15 protein-coding genes are annotated in these 15,215 nt (G+C 39.3%); 12 read left to right on the plus strand and 3 right to left on the minus strand.

Features of this window, described 5'->3' with window-relative positions:
• Window positions 1–9: 9 nt before the first annotated feature.
• From NSTC745_RS23600 to xseA, 3 genes are all read left to right on the plus strand, one after another.
• Window positions 10–414, plus strand: coding sequence for a hypothetical protein (locus NSTC745_RS23600; RefSeq protein WP_445633131.1), 405 nt, complete (start codon window positions 10–12; stop codon window positions 412–414).
• Between the two features lie 33 nt (window positions 415–447).
• A complete protein-coding gene (locus tag NSTC745_RS23605) occupies window positions 448–900 on the plus strand; it encodes an HNH endonuclease (protein ID WP_445633132.1) in 453 nt (150 codons plus the stop codon).
• Window positions 901–1,087: 187 nt separating this feature from the next.
• Complete coding sequence (gene xseA / locus NSTC745_RS23610) at window positions 1,088–2,320, plus strand: exodeoxyribonuclease VII large subunit (protein WP_445633133.1); 1,233 nt, start codon at window positions 1,088–1,090, stop codon at window positions 2,318–2,320.
• 229 nt (window positions 2,321–2,549) lie between these two features.
• On the opposite strand, the gene NSTC745_RS23615 is transcribed toward xseA, so the two are convergent.
• Window positions 2,550–3,257, minus strand: a complete 708-nt coding sequence (locus tag NSTC745_RS23615) for a Uma2 family endonuclease (protein WP_445633134.1) — start codon at window positions 3,255–3,257, stop codon at window positions 2,550–2,552.
• A gap of 172 nt (window positions 3,258–3,429) precedes the next feature.
• Between NSTC745_RS23615 and xseB the strand changes: the two genes are divergently transcribed.
• On the plus strand, window positions 3,430–3,663 hold the full coding sequence (xseB, locus tag NSTC745_RS23620) for an exodeoxyribonuclease VII small subunit (RefSeq protein ID WP_445633135.1): 234 nt from the start codon (window positions 3,430–3,432) through the stop codon (window positions 3,661–3,663).
• A 25-nt stretch (window positions 3,664–3,688) separates the two neighbouring features.
• Here the strand turns inward: xseB and NSTC745_RS23625 are convergent, their stop codons facing one another.
• Complete coding sequence (locus NSTC745_RS23625) at window positions 3,689–4,399, minus strand: class I SAM-dependent methyltransferase (protein ID WP_445633136.1); 711 nt, start codon at window positions 4,397–4,399, stop codon at window positions 3,689–3,691.
• Between the two features lie 272 nt (window positions 4,400–4,671).
• On the opposite strand from NSTC745_RS23625, the gene NSTC745_RS23630 reads away from it, so the two are divergent.
• The 3 genes from NSTC745_RS23630 (at window position 4,672) to bioF (ending at window position 7,346) form a co-directional block, all read left to right on the plus strand.
• Window positions 4,672–5,433, plus strand: coding sequence for a sucrose-phosphate phosphatase (locus tag NSTC745_RS23630; protein WP_445633137.1), 762 nt, complete (start codon window positions 4,672–4,674; stop codon window positions 5,431–5,433).
• Entirely contained in the window at window positions 5,430–6,068 is a 639-nt protein-coding gene (gene ruvA, locus NSTC745_RS23635; protein WP_096538744.1) for a Holliday junction branch migration protein RuvA, read from the plus strand. The genes NSTC745_RS23630 and ruvA overlap by 4 nt, the downstream gene beginning before the upstream one ends.
• A gap of 105 nt (window positions 6,069–6,173) precedes the next feature.
• On the plus strand, window positions 6,174–7,346 hold the full coding sequence (gene bioF / locus NSTC745_RS23640; protein ID WP_445633138.1) for an 8-amino-7-oxononanoate synthase: 1,173 nt from the start codon (window positions 6,174–6,176) through the stop codon (window positions 7,344–7,346).
• 37 nt (window positions 7,347–7,383) lie between these two features.
• Here bioF and NSTC745_RS23645 read toward each other — a convergent pair whose 3' ends face one another.
• On the minus strand, window positions 7,384–8,085 hold the full coding sequence (locus NSTC745_RS23645; RefSeq protein ID WP_445633139.1) for an SDR family NAD(P)-dependent oxidoreductase: 702 nt from the start codon (window positions 8,083–8,085) through the stop codon (window positions 7,384–7,386).
• An 831-nt stretch (window positions 8,086–8,916) separates the two neighbouring features.
• Between NSTC745_RS23645 and NSTC745_RS23650 the strand changes: the two genes are divergently transcribed.
• The 5 genes from NSTC745_RS23650 to NSTC745_RS23670 all read left to right on the plus strand — a co-directional run bounded on the left by NSTC745_RS23650 (window position 8,917) and on the right by NSTC745_RS23670 (window position 15,167).
• Complete coding sequence (locus NSTC745_RS23650) at window positions 8,917–9,111, plus strand: hypothetical protein (RefSeq protein ID WP_445633140.1); 195 nt, start codon at window positions 8,917–8,919, stop codon at window positions 9,109–9,111.
• Between the two features lie 711 nt (window positions 9,112–9,822).
• Entirely contained in the window at window positions 9,823–10,113 is a 291-nt protein-coding gene (locus NSTC745_RS23655) for a hypothetical protein (protein ID WP_445633141.1), read from the plus strand.
• A gap of 1,331 nt (window positions 10,114–11,444) precedes the next feature.
• Window positions 11,445–11,729 (plus strand): hypothetical protein, encoded by a 285-nt coding sequence (locus tag NSTC745_RS23660; protein ID WP_445633142.1) that lies wholly within the window; start codon window positions 11,445–11,447, stop codon window positions 11,727–11,729.
• Window positions 11,730–12,257: 528 nt separating this feature from the next.
• The gene (locus NSTC745_RS23665) at window positions 12,258–12,512 is read left to right on the plus strand and encodes a hypothetical protein (RefSeq protein ID WP_445633143.1); all 255 of its coding nucleotides are present in this window, start codon (window positions 12,258–12,260) and stop codon (window positions 12,510–12,512) included.
• 1,215 nt (window positions 12,513–13,727) lie between these two features.
• The gene (locus NSTC745_RS23670) at window positions 13,728–15,167 is read left to right on the plus strand and encodes an NHLP bacteriocin system secretion protein (protein WP_445633144.1); all 1,440 of its coding nucleotides are present in this window, start codon (window positions 13,728–13,730) and stop codon (window positions 15,165–15,167) included.
• Window positions 15,168–15,215: the final 48 nt, after the last annotated feature.

Below are 15,215 nucleotides of genomic sequence, written 5' to 3' on the forward strand. Positions count from 1 at the left end.
ACTGGATTTATGACTTACAACAAGAAATTTTTTCAGGGTATGAATTATCGCGAACTTCAACGTACTAACTCGAAGAATCGAACTCAGCTTCATCAAAAAGACAAAGTTTGGCTAAAAGAAAATCTTTATAAAAATGTTGGATGGATTAATGTTATTAATCTTTATCAAAAAATCGAAGATTTTTTATTAAAATATCCTCTTGCAGAGTTAACACTTGAGGAATTATTCTTAGAAGCCGACCGTATTGGAAATAAATATCTGACAAGTCAAGAAATACAACACTTCCATCAAAATTTATCTAGAGAAGTTAATGAGATTGCTGAAGAAATTGATAAGCAGTTTCCGGATACAGAAGTAGAATTTATTGATTTTAGTAAAAACGCCAGTAAAAGATATTGGAATCAAGCGAATTAAAAATCATTTAGAAAATTTAAATTTTAGCCAAATATGGTAGATTTTAAAGATAAAGACTTGAGAGACTTATTTAGGCTGGCAAATAAAATTGGTAATAAACGATATCACAAACTAACTCCTCAAGATTTTGAAAATTACAGGAAATTTGATTACTGGCGCTATATTAATGGTGATTATGAATGTGGCACAACCCAAGAAAGTAAAGATTGGGTCAAAGCAAATTCAAACTGGCACTGTCCAATTTGTGGGTATCACTACTCTGATAAAGGTGGTAAGACAATAGATCACAAATTACCTCGATCGCAATATCCCTGGTTATCAATAGAATTCAAAAATTTATGGGTTATTTGCCAGGTTTGTAACCAAGAAAAAAGTGAGATGCATTGGTACGAGTATGAACACTATATATTTGTTCGCTATCCCGACCTTTATCTTTCTGTAAAAGCTGCACGTCCTAGCTCGTTACTCCAATCTTTAAAAGATTAAACCCTTAACGCTGTTTATCAAATCTTACGGCGATCGCATTATAATTCTTATATTTTAGTAGAGGTTATTTTAGTCGATAAACGCAATGATGATGTCTAGAAAAGATTGAAGCGTTTACTGCGATGAACTTTGATTCTGACTAAAAATGCTAGAATCGGCACAGCACAAATGCTTTCAGGCATCTTTGATGACTTTCGACCTTCCCAACTCTCTCATTCTCGATACGGCACTTTCGGTATCTGGTTTAACCGACTATATCCGCTTGCTGTTAGAGCAAGATGAACAATTGCGGCAAGTTTGGGTAACTGGCGAAGTTTCCAGTGCTAACCACCATCGCAGTGGGTTATTTTTCACTTTGCAAGATACGGATGGCACCGCAGGAATTAAGTGTGTGGTGTGGAATAGTCAATTGGCAAAACTCGCCCAGATACCTGTTGCTGGCGAGCAGATAATTATTTTGGGCAGTATTCGCCTGTATCCGCAACGGGGAGAGTATCAGTTATCAGTTTGGCAGGCTTTACCTGCTGGTGTTGGTTTACAGGCGCTACGCTATCAACAACTCAAAAATCGCTTGCTGGCTGAGGGGTTATTCGATCGCCAAAGAAAGCGATCGCTCCCCATCCATCCCCAAACCATCGCCGTCGTCACTTCACCAACTGCGGCAGCTTGGGGCGATATTCAAAAAACTCTCAAACAAAGGTATCCAGGTTTACACGTTTTATTTTCTCCTGCCACAGTACAAGGCGAACAAGCACCAGAATCCATAGTCAAAGCAATTGAACGAGTAGACTGGGATGGTCGCGCCGAAGTGCTAATTTTGTCGCGTGGTGGCGGCGCGGTTGAGGAATTGGCTTGCTTTAATGATGAACGAGTGGTGAGAGCTGTTGCTAGTTGTTCGATTCCTGTAATTACTGGTATTGGTCATCAAAGAGATGAATCTTTGGTAGATTTAGTTGCAGATGTCTGCGTGCATACACCAACGGCAGCAGCAGAAACAGTTGTACCCGCAATTGCAGAGTTGTATGCCGAGCATCGGCAGCGAGTTCTGGCTTTGCATGAAGTCATGCATGACTTTGGGGAAAATGCTGAGAATAAACTGCAAGCACTACGAAACCGTTTGCGACGTTTGCGGTTAGATCGGCAACTAGAACAAGAGGCACAGAAGCTAGTTTGGAAGCGTCGGCAATTGGTACAAGCAACGATCGCGCGATCGCAGCAAGCAAAGCAACATTTAGAATTGTTGCGGCAAAAGTTGGCAACTCTCGACCCGAAAGCTGTGTTGCAGCGTGGTTATGCAGTGGTGAGACAAGAAAATGGAGCGATCGCTCGTACTGCGGCTGAGTTAGAAGTGGGGCAAAATTTATCGATTCAGTTGGGACAGGGTGAGGTTATAGTGAAAGTTACAGAAGTAAAAAAGTAGTTTAGATATATAGCGACTTACAACAGATTACTGTCAGGAATGGATCGCTCGATTTTGTAAACAATGCCAAAAATCGATCGCAGGTGTAATCACAGAGATAGCTAGAAACCAGATTTAGATATATGCGATCGCCAAAACAACAAATGCGATCGCCAAAATAACAAATGCGATCGCCAAAATCATAAAGGCTGGCTCGCTATGTTTTGATAGCTGTGCGAGTGTCAATAAATCAGCTATTGTTCAACTGCTCAACAAAGGCTTGATGTTCAGCTGAATTTAGCCCTGTTTGCAACACTGCTAAAACCTGTTGCATATTGTCATTAACTAATGCTGAGACATCCAGCCATAATCCAGGAAACACGAGACTTTCAATTATGCCTGAGGCATTTGGTGTCAATATTACGTATTCACCATCTTGCAAGCTGAACCAACTTATAGTTTGCTCAAAAACCTGCCAAACAATATATTCTAAGATGCCATTACGACGATAGGCGCGTTTTTTATCATACAAATCTTTAGTAGCACTGCTAGCGGCGACTTCTGCGACTAATTCTGGCGCACCTTCCACGTAACCATCACTACCCAGATGAGATTTTCCACCACAAGTTGTGTCGATTAACAAAATGGCATCAGGTTGGGGTTCATTGTCTAAATCTAGCCGCACAGTTGGATTATCACCTAGTCTGACACCAGGCGTGGCTACTTTATAAGACCACAACCAGCCCATTAAATTCGCATGTGGTTCAGCATGTGGTTGAAAGCGCAAAGGTGATGACACGTAAACGACTCCTTCAATTAATTCGGCTTTCTTGAGGTTGGGCATGGCATTGTAGCGACGCTCAAATTCTCTTCGAGTTAAGCGATCGCCACTCTCAAGAGGCGGAATGTAGGAGGGAGAATGGATTGGAGTCGGATGTTGTGGAGAGGTGTTGACCACGAAAAGCAGGCGTAGAGGTGATTAAGTTGATTGTATCGTAATGCATTTTGAGGAGAGAGAAGATAAGGGCGATCGCATTGGGGCTAAAATACTCACAAGATTTGTTGAATCAATTGGGGCAGGGTGGAGTTAAAGTGAAGGTTGTGGAAATAAACTAACTGCCAAAAATTGAATGGTTAAACGCAAGAGTACTTCTAGTTCTGATTCGATGGAAGGTTGGAATTATGAAGCGAAGGTTATTGAAATAGAGGGAATTATCGCTCGTATTGAGGCGGGTGAGTTGGAATTGGAAGAGGTTTTTGACCAATTTGGCAAGGCTGTTGAATATTTGCGCCAGTGCGAAGGTTTTTTGCAGCAGCGACAGCAACAAGTGGATTTGTTGATTGAAACTTTGAGCGACGAGTAACTAAAATATCTGCTCTAACTTATTTTTAGGAAGCTGGTTTCATGCATAAATACTCGGTATAAACGGGTGTCAAATAAGTTACTTCTAAAATTTTTAATCCAGATCGTGTCAACATTTCTTCAACAATCCAGGTAAAAGTGCTGTGTTCTTCCCGCACATGCATTTCAAAGTCTTGAGTTGTCCAACCCTGGCCTTCAGGTTTTGCCACCTGTTTAATCCATTCATCGATTGAACTTTTATACTCTACAGGTGGAAATGAAAAGATTACATCACGTAGATAAAAAATACCTTTAGGTTTTAGTAGTTCAGCTATTCTCAAAAAAGCAATCATTTTCCAAAAGTCTGGCAAAATGTGAAGCGCATTCTTGGTAACTACGAAATCAACAGGTTCATCTTGATGTTGATAAGTCAAAAAACCTGCTTGGTGAAATTTGATATTAGTAGCGTCAAATATTTTGGCCTTCTTCTGAGCGTAATTTATCATGGCTTGTGAGATATCAACAGCGTGTACGTTAGCACCAATTAGTGAAGCTTGGATTGCGAAAGTACCTGTACCTGCTCCTAAATCAATAACAGTATGTCTCGAAGAAATGCCCAAGCGATTTACTAAAGCTTGCTCTTTTTCTGGCGTACTTACTGTCTGATTGCGATCGTAAGCTTCAACTTGTGCTACATCCTCGAAGTCAACACCAGCCATTTTAGATTCATCGAAGTACCAGGCGGGAAAGCTGTTCATTTTGCTATCTCTTTGTGATATTAATTTTCAATCCGACTGCGATCGATCGCACTAGTTCAGTGGTGAGAAACGCTCGGACTTGATTAGATACAGAGAAACTCTGGTTTTTTAACCTTTGAAATAATTCTTACACAGGTAGGACTACATAAGAGCCAAAATCTGGTAAATTGACTCGGAACGTATGTTTAAGCATTCGTTCCTAAGTATTTTATTTGGTCAATTTTGATATTTTCAGGTATTTTGGCAACTACTAATTTAGGTACATCAAAATTATGAAACCATTTCTTTTTGTAACCGATCTAGATGACACCCTTGTATATCGCACCGTGGGTAATGACGACGCTTTACCAAAGCTGAATCAACTGCTGAACCAGCATCGTGAAGAATACGGTACTAAAATTGTTTATTCTACCGGGCGATCGCCTCAGCTTTACCAAGAACTCCAACTTCAAAAAAACCTTTTGCAACCAGATGCTCTAGTCCTTGCTGTAGGAACAGAAATCTACCTTGATGGCAGTAATACTCCAGATTCGAGTTGGTCAGAAATCCTCTCCCCTGGTTGGGATCGCGAACTCATTTTATCCGTAACCGAGACTTTCCCGGAATTAAAGCTGCAACCAGAGTCAGAACAGCGTGCTTTTAAAGTGAGTTTTTTTGTTCCTCAAGAAATAGCGTTCAGCATTCTACCCCAACTTGAGGCGGAGTTGGATAAATTTAAATTAAATGTAAAGTTAATCTACAGTAGCGGAATAGACCTTGACATTGTACCCCTTACCAGCGATAAAGGTCAAGCAATGCAATTTTTACGCCAAAAGTGGAAATTTGCAGCAGAACAAACAGTTGTCTGCGGTGATTCAGGTAATGATATTGCTTTATTTGCTGTAGGCAACGAAAGGGGAATCATAGTCGGTAATGCTCGAAAAGAGTTACTCCAGTGGCACAACGAGTATCCGGCTGACCATCGTTACCTAGCACAAGATTTTTGTGCGGGTGGAATTCTGGAAGGATTAAAATATTTTGGTTTTTTAGAATGATTAGCTATCTCAAAGGAATCGTTGCTGGTATTCAAACAATTGGTAATCGCACTGTTTTGACTTTGGAAGTCAATGGCTTGGGGTATGATTTACAAGTTCCTCAACGCTTGGCACAGCAGTTACCAGATTCAGGAGGAGTGGCGCAAATTTTTACCCATTTGCAAATTCGCGAAGAAGTGCCATTCCTATATGGCTTCGCTTCTCCATCTGAACGCGACTTATTTCGCCACTTATTGACTGTTAGCGGTATTGGTGCAGCCTTAGCGATCGCTCTATTGGACACTTTGGAACTACCCGATCTAGTCCAAGCAATTATCGCCGGCAATACCCAAATCTTAATTCAAGCCCCCGGTGTCGGCAAAAAAATTGCCGAACGCATCTGTTTAGAACTGAAAAGCAAATTGATCGAGTGGCGCAAATCAGCGGGCTTCTTCGTCGCCACAGGCGGCCCTGCACCAGGAATTCTCGAAGAAGTGCAAATGACGCTGTTTGCTTTAGGGTATACTGCCCATGAAGTCAGTCACGCCTTGCACGTAGTAAGTGAAGACATCGGACTACCAAAAGATGCCTATGTAGAAGATTGGATTAAACAAGCGATCGCTCATCTCAGTAGTAGCGAACAAGTTGGTTATTAGTCATTAGTCATTAGTCATTAGTCATTAGTCATTTCCCCCATCTCCCCACCTCCCCATCTCCCCATCTCCCCACCTCCCCATCTCCCCACCTCCCCACCCTCCTCTATGCCCCATGACCCTTATGCTTGGATAGAAAAATCTCTGGCAACGATTCATCGGGCTGATTGGTATCGTTCAGTACAAACTATTGACGGTCGTCCGGGTGCAACGGTGGTTTTAGCTGGGCAAGAGGTAATTAATTTTGCTAGTAATGATTATTTGGGATTGGCTGGAGATGAACGTTTGATGACAGCGGCGATCGCTGCTATTGAAGAATTTGGTACTGGTAGTACTGGTTCTAGATTACTCAGTGGGCATCGTAAATTACATAGAGAATTAGAAAAGGCGATCGCATCTACCAAACAAACTGAAGATGCCTTGGTATTTAGCTCAGGGTATCTAGCTAATTTGGGTGCAATTACCGCTTTGGTCGGAAAGCGGGATTTAATTTTATCTGACCAATACAATCATTCCAGTTTGAAAAATGGGGCGATTCTCAGCGGTGCAGCAGTTGTGGAATATCCGCACTGTGATGTTGTCGCACTTAAAACTCAGTTAAGTCAACAGCGACAAAATTACCGGCGCTGTTTGATTTTGACTGATAGCGTCTTCAGTATGGATGGCGATTTATGTCCAATGCCAGCACTTTTGGATCTGGCTGAAGAATTTAACTGTATGCTGCTAGTTGATGAAGCTCATGCCACTGGGATATTAGGAAAAAGTGGTGCTGGATGTGTTGAATATTTTGGATGTACGGGAAAACCTCTAATTCAAATTGGTACTTTGAGTAAAGCTTTAGGTAGTTTAGGCGGGTATGTAGCAGGAAGTAGCGTCCTAATCGACTTTTTACGGAACCGCGCACCTAGCTGGATTTACACCACTGGACTTTCACCTGCTGATACAGCCGCAGCCTTAGCAGCGATCGAGATAGTGCAACAAGAACCGCAACGCCGCACCCAATTGTGGGAGAATGTGCGTTACTTGAAAGCTTTGCTCGAACATCTACCTAATTTAAAATTACTGCCTTCAGAATCACCCATATTATGTTTTCAATTGCCTAATGCCACAGATGCACTCAAGGCTGGAAAGTACCTCAGAGATGCTGGCATTTTTGCCCCAGCAATTCGTCCGCCCACAGTGCCCACAAGTCGCATCAGAATATCTGTAATGGCAACTCATGAAGCAGCGCATATTGAAAAATTGGTAGCGGTGGTGAAAGAAATAGGGAGTAGGGAGTAGGGAGTAGGGAGTAGGGAGTAGGGAGAAGAAAATAAAGCTAAAAAGAAATTATTTTGCGATCGCGCAAAAACTTACCGCTTATATTGCGTGGAGCATCAGTAGCCAACCAGATTGCAGTGTCGGCTCCTTGTTCTGGCGATCGCGGTGCTGATGACCCACCCATATCCGTTTTCACCCACCCCGGACAAATAGAATTCACAACGATGCCTTTGGAGTGCAAAGCTTGTGCCAGCATAATTGTTGCGCCATTCAATGCCAGCTTTGATAAGCAGTAACTTGGGACATCGGCAGATAAATCTGACAATGCTCCATAACCGCTGGAAACGTTAATAACTCTAGCATTTGGGGATTTTTCTAACAGAGGTAAAAATGCCTGCACCATGCGAATTGGGCCAAACGTGTTGGCATTCATCGTGGAATCGAGCAACTCACGGTCAATGGTGAGAATATTTACATCCTCGTCTGGATACACTCCGGCATTATTAATCAAAACATCTAAGCGATCGCTCCTTTGGTGCAGGGTTTTTACAGCTTCATTGATGGAGCGATCGTCAGCCACATCCAATTCGATAGGAATTACCTTTCCTTGGAGTTTCTGGGCTGCTTGTTTGGCGTTATCAAGCGATCGCGAAGTAATAATCACTTCATAGCCTTTTGCCAGTAGACCTTGGGCGATCGCAAACCCAATCCCCCGGTTACCACCTGTAACTAATGCCCGTTTATCTTGTATCGGTTCCATCACAGTACTTGCCCTCCAGTTATAGTTGGCAAAAAATATAACAGGCTGTTATCTATTCCCTGCCATATCAACATTCTAGATATCTGCATGGGGATTTAAACTCTAATGCAACAAGCATCTTGCATAAGTCGGGAAAAGGGGAAGGGGAAAAGCTTCTGCAAAAGTCCCCTTCCCCTTTAACCTTTACCCTTTTCCCCCTCTTCCAAAAAGCAATTGATTGCAAGAGGTCTATTCTGTTCATACAAATCCCAGCCACTCGCCGAAAATCATCAACTAGCAAAAGGACTGGGTTGCAATTGTTCGCTGTTGATCGTTGAGTGTTAATTGTCAGTAGACCGGAAACTTTTCAGTCTGCTGAATGATTTCTATTTAAAGGCGTATTGACAAAATGCGCTCTTTTTTAACTTATGACAAATGGTAGGGCTTGACAGCTAGCTGTGCGCCCCTGTTAACGTGTTTTTATTTTGATTAAAATAAATTATATAAATTGCTTATTAATGAACTTTAATCAGCCTTTTGATGTTGACAACATTTATTTTTATATGCTGTGTGTAAGTAACTTGTACACAACTTATCTGTTGATTTACCGTATTGCCCAAAAACTCAACCCATATCAAGCTCACAAGGAAATTTTTTAAAAAACATCTTCCTTTAGGATGAATACAATAAGGTTTTATTAAATACTAAATTCGTAGAAACAATAGTAATAAAAGTAGGAAAAGTAATAAAAGTGGGTTGTTTTTTAAAAGTATTGACAAGCTATTAATTAAACTGTTATTTGTAATTACATCAAAGGCACAAACGCCTACACATTTTCTGGAGAAAAAAATCATGGTTAACGAAAATAACTTGGCACAATCCATCAATCAAGAAGTTATTGTTGAGGAAATTAATGAAGAAGAATTAGAAGAAGTAGTGGGAGGAATAGGATTATTAGGTACGGTAGGTAGAGGAGTGGGTACTTTACTCGTAAGAATCACAGATGGTCTCGACGAGCTTTTAACAGGTCTTGGGACTTTTGGTTAAGTTGCCTAATCTGACGAAGTAAAGTAGAAGAAATCTAATTTCTCAGATATGAGAAGTATTTGAGCGAACCAACATCATAAAATAACTCAAGGTAATTCTTGAGAATTAACTAAAAGCGGTAAACTAACTAGCATAAAAATCTAGCCTACAAAGGCTGTGGTTTTTATAAAAGTTTGTTTAACCAAGAGAATGTTAAAAATTCGTATTCACGGTCGCTTAACTAATTCCTAGTATAATCCGAGTTATACACTCCTCATTATCTGTTTACTATATCGGTCAGAAGTTGGAATACTCTTACTTCTGACCTTTACAGTGCCACAAGCCTAAAGTTTGAAATGAAATTCAAAAATTTGAAACCTTAGAGATTCAGTGTTCTACTAAAAATGTATGATGCTGCCTATATCAGTAGTAATTTTGCAAGTAGCGAACGAATATTTTTATAGTTTTTATTGGTAATTGAATAAAATTAGACTAAATTTTATTCAATTTGGTGGTTGTAAAACAATAAAATTATTCATACGTCATTCATTCTGAATTTTGAATTTTAAATTTTATTCTAATAAACTTAGAAATAATTATAAAAAAGTAGGAAAAGTCAGTTAGTTTATAAAAGTGCATTTTTTGTATTAACTGTTGACAATATAATAAAAAAATTGTTAGTAATAAATACATGTTTAACGCAAGTTATCTACAATATTTTTGGAGTAAATTATGGCTCATACCAATCGAGTTAGTTTAAAATCTCACAGTCATCAAAAAGTTCTTATCGAAGAGCTAAAAGATGGTGAATTAAAGGGAATAGTGGGTGGTGAAACAGTATCTTATTCAGCTTCAAATGTAACGGGGGATGGAACTGAAATTATCATTGAACAATCCATTGAAGACAAGCAGACTGGAAATAATAGAACAGTCACAACAAAGACAAGTAAAACTGTGAATGGAACAAAAGAAGCAACGACAACAATCTTGAATTATGTTAGTGGAGTTCTTCAAGTTCCCTAGCTATCTATAGCATTCCTAAATGAATTGTGAAATTTTTCGTTGAGGTAGCGAACAGGGTTGGGGGAATAGGGAACAGCAAAGAAGGGTTACAAATGTACTTTGATTTTTCACAAATGATTTAGGACTGCTATATGAAGTAGAGCAAGAAGATGTCGAAGTACCAGCTAGAGTGAAAATATTACCCTGGAAAGGTTACAGTTTTTCTAAAAATTTATCGATTGAAGGGAGTACTGTAAATTCATTCTTCGTTGTTGCTCGCATGATGTCTGCTATAACTCCACATTTTACACTTCTGTCTTTCTGAGTTCGACTTTATCCAAAATTAAGAAGCTAGTTATCTTGATACACCCAAAACACCACCTTTTTGGCAAAAACTTTTTCGCTATTGCTGACAATTGGCGAAATTAAAAAGTACAGTTACCGTACTACAAAAGTTTCGCCTCAGCTTGAGCGATGCCAAAAAATGGATAAAGTTGAGTTAACACCGCATTGTTCAATTAAGTCTAACCAACTACTTATTCCAGTATTCCCTAACTAATTGATGGAAAATATCTTAGCTTAAAAGCTAGATATTGCTAATATTCTCGGCTTGTTCAAACAAGTCGAGAATTTTGTTATTTACGAATATTTTATGGGTGTTATTTTAATGCCAAATAAGTAATCTAACCCTGTAATTTGCTTATAAAATTGAAAGTGACTACCTTTAAATATATAATTTTTTATTTTTATATTAGTTCTATATTTACATAGCAGCATTATTTTAATTTTGATGATTCTGTATACTTATAAATCCCTGTAATGTTTTCTGCGCAAAGATTATAGGGGTTGATAATAACTAATCTTTTTTTAGATTGCTTAAGTAAAATGTATAATTTTTAGCACCAAATATTGGTTTTAAATAAATCATTTATAGACTTATTGTGTATTTAGCTATTAGTAGTTAAATTATTTCGCTGATATTGTACTATTTTTAAACTTCCTACTTTTCTTACTTTTATTACCTTGAAAATTTTGCTAATTTTAATTTGAATTACTGTTTTATTTGATATTTTTTAAAATTCAGTCTTTAATAATCCTTTTTATTAACTTTACATTTTCTTTATATATTTTATAAATAAAAGTTGTATAGTTTAAATATGGTGAAATTCAAAGACAACGCCAAGAAAAAATCTTGAGATGTATTAATTTAGTACTATCGAAAGATAAAGTTAACAAAAAAGCATTAGATACTCTTTTTTAAGTATCTCAATTCTTTTGTTAGCCATAATTGTTGGTGAAGTCAAAGAAGAATTGCACTATCCAAATATCATTTTTTAGAAGGAAATAATTTTATGTCAGTTGCAACATTTGAACAAGAAACCCTCGTAGTAATGACAGAGTTAGCTGATGAAGAAATCAGTGGAGTTGTAGGTGGTGGCTACACTTTCGGTGCCAAAAAAGTAGATGTTGATGTCGATAATGACAATGACGTTTATGTCGGAGGTGTCAAAGGCGGCAAGAACGACATCAATGTAACCAATCAAACAGCTACTGCTGTAGCAATTGGTGGTGGAAATGCTTATGCTTCAAACTCCTCTGATAGCAGCAGAGATCGTGCTACCTTGATTAATTGGTAATAAGTTGTCTCTCTAGTACGCTCTGAATTGAGTTATCACCTCAACAAAAGTCACTTTAACCGTTTCGTTTGTTTGTATTGCCAAAAATTTTTCTATCATGATTTGTATTATCGCTACAAATCACGGCAGCACTAAGCTAATAGGTATGGAACTTACACATTATTTCGTTAAGACCTTTATAAACCAGTAGTCCTTCGCCAATTGCTACCAACAACTGACAAAGGACTAGAGACGAGCCTTACGAACAAGTGTATTGACATCTTATAACATAGTGGGCCCACTATTTCTGGCATCACAACTCACAACAACGACAATACTACGTGAATATTGGCGGGTGTAAGCTGGATAATGTGAAAGGTCAAAGGTAAGCGACCAATCATTATTATTCCTTACTTCTTACCTACCCGTCAATGTTTTCTTATAAAGATTACAGAATCGTTACATTAACGGAACTTACTGTAATTTTTGGTTAAGTGACTAAAAAAAATTCGCTAGACCAGAGTCATTTTGTAGACGGAAGGATTTGTTATGGTCAACATCGCTTTTGAACCAGAAGAGGTTGCAGTTATTACAGAGTTGGATGAAGAAAAAACGTTTGCCCTCGTTGGAGGGAGTGGTTGGGAACCATTAAAGTGGGTACCAGTGAAATGGGAATCACCAACCCCACCAGCCCCACCAGCCCAATCAAATTCCCCATTAGGACAACTACCTTGCGATAGTATTGTCATAAACATCAAGATTGACAATAAAGTTGTGGTTGATATCTCAACGAAGGACAAATAATATACTCGTCCTAAATCAACCGTGAGAATTAATCCCGGCTTGAATGCTTGTAAAATAAGGATTTTTTCTCAGTACTTTGTTACGAATGATTCGGGATTGTTATAGAAGAGGACGCTTGCGGTTAAGTGACTTTTTACGAGTTCTCTAAACTCTTTTTTCTACTATTGGCGCGACAAGACTAGAATAATGCATTAGTAAGTTGGGTTGAGCATCGCTCAACCCAACAAACATATTAGCGTAGCGTTGAGTTTTCTTACGTCAAACGCTAGTTGCTCAATTTGGCGTTTCCCCAACCTATAATTTCTTTGCAACATTTAAAGCTTGCTACGCCACTAAATGTAACGATAAATATTCACGCTGACCTATTTAGAACCTCCAGGCAGTAGAGAAGCTGATACCGATTTTAAAAGATAAAGGGCTAGATTCTATTGAATAGACTTCTTGCAGAAGTCGGGACAAGGGGGAAAGGTTTAGTATTTTCCCTTTCCACAATAAAGATGAGTCCCTTTGACCACAAAAGTGCAAAAAGCAATTGATTGCAAGAGGTCTAATGATGCCGCACCACTCAAACACAAATCTCATAAGCGCTCTGGAATTTGTTGCATACCTTATTGATGATTAGCAAATCTTACTTTTCTTACTTTTCTTACTTTTCCTACTTTTCCTACTTTTAGACATCAGCTATATGTGTTTATTTTTAAAGACTTTTAAGCTTTGAAAAATTTAGTATTGACTTCGCTTTTAAAAGTTAGTATTCTCATAAAGATGGCGAAATTCACACTACCCCAATTCATCAGCTAAGTTTAGCTTAGAAGTAGACTGATTGTAAATTATGTCAACTCTGTTCGATATAGAGTGTAAAAGATTGATTATTTAAGTGTAAAAGTATTTTCCATAAACATTACACTATTTTATAAATGCTGTGAAAAGTTTGATTTGTCCTACAGTTCTGAGCAAAGGAGCCTTTACTTAGAAGTTTATTCATGCTTATAAAAAATCAAATAATTAAAAAAATTTAATTTATAAATCTCTCGTTTTCTCATCAGATGATATGATTAAAATAATTTCTATTTGTGAATATTAATACTGTCAAATAAGCAATTGTATTGCCTATTTTTAATTTAGGCTGCAACTCCTAGCGATCGCAGCAACAGTATTGTATTCAGTCAAAGGTATTTTATGTTTTTATTCCCATAGAAATGGGGACGGTGTTTGGTGGTTAGGCAAAAAAGCGACCTGTTCCGCAAAGAAGCTTTAGAGCGTGCTTCTTCACCTGAAGAACTAGATCAAATCATGCAGGTAGTCAGCCCGAAAAAGTGGCTACCTCTAGTCGCTGTTGGTTCTTTGGTGGCGACGGGGCTGACTTGGAGTTTTTTAGGTAGAATTCCAATTACAGTAACGGGTACTGGGATAATAGTTTATCCCAGTACAGTTACCTTGTTTCAGTCACCGATCGCAGGTAAATTGCGAACAATCAACGTCCGAGTTGGTGACTATGTAACTAGAGGAGATGTGCTGGCGACGCTAGACCAAAGCGAACTGTTGAAACAGCTACAACTAGTGCGCTCTAAATTACAACAACTACAAGCACAAGATCGCGCTGCTAACTTAGTGCAATTACAGCGGCAAAACGCAGACAAAGAAGCCATTAAACAGCAACGCCAATCTTTGCTGCAAAATCTCCAGGCAGTACAGAAGCTAACACCGATTTTAAGAGAAAAAGGGCTAGACTCGATTGCTCGCGATCGCGCCAATCAAACTCAAAGCTTACAAGCACTACAACAACTGTTGCCTACCTTCAAACAAAGATGGGACAACCGCAATAAACTATTGGAAGAGGGAGCAATTTCTGGCGATTCAGTCCTACAGTCACAGCAAGACTACTTAAATGCCGTGTCACAAATCAATGAAGCCGAATCGCAACTCAAGCAACTGGATGTCAAGGAAGCAGACGCTCAACGCCAATACCTAGAGAACTTGAACGCAATTAAAGATTTGCAAGCGCAGTTAAAACAACTAGATAGTAAAGAAGCGACTGCCGCACAACAAGACTTAGATGCCGTAACTAACCGCAGAAAAGAAATTCAGGAAGCTCAGCGCAATATTGCTCAATTAGCACTGCAACTATCGAGTAGCAGCTTAGTCAAAAGCAATTACTCCGGACGAGTTTTAGAAATTTCCGCCACACCAGGGCAGGTTGTTTTACAGGGTACACCCATAGGAACGATCGCCGCACAACAGCGAGCCGCTAAACCTGTAAGTGTGGCATTTTTTCCCGTTGGCGATGGTAAGCAAATTCAACCGGGGATGAAGTTACAAGTCACGCCTACTACAGTCCAACGCGAACGCTTTGGTGGCATCATCGGTGCTGTCACAGAAGTCTCAGCTTTTCCCGTGACTAAAGAAGGTGCATTAAGTGTAGTCGGTAATTCTGAATTTGTAGAAGCTATTATGTCACAAGGGCCACAGATGCTAATTACTGCACGACTGCAACCAGACAATTCGACCTTTAGCGAGTACAAATGGTCTTCTTCCCAAGGGCCGCAGATGAAAGTCACTTCTGGAACTACCACCTCCGTACAAGTCATCGTGGAAGAACGCGCCCCGATTACCTTTGTTCTACCGATTCTGAGGTCGTGGAGTGGTGTTTCTTGATACTGGAGATGAGGGAGCAGGGGGGCAGAGGGGCAGGGGAGCAGGGGA

It is taken from the genome of Nostoc sp. DSM 114161 (assembly GCF_052692665.1).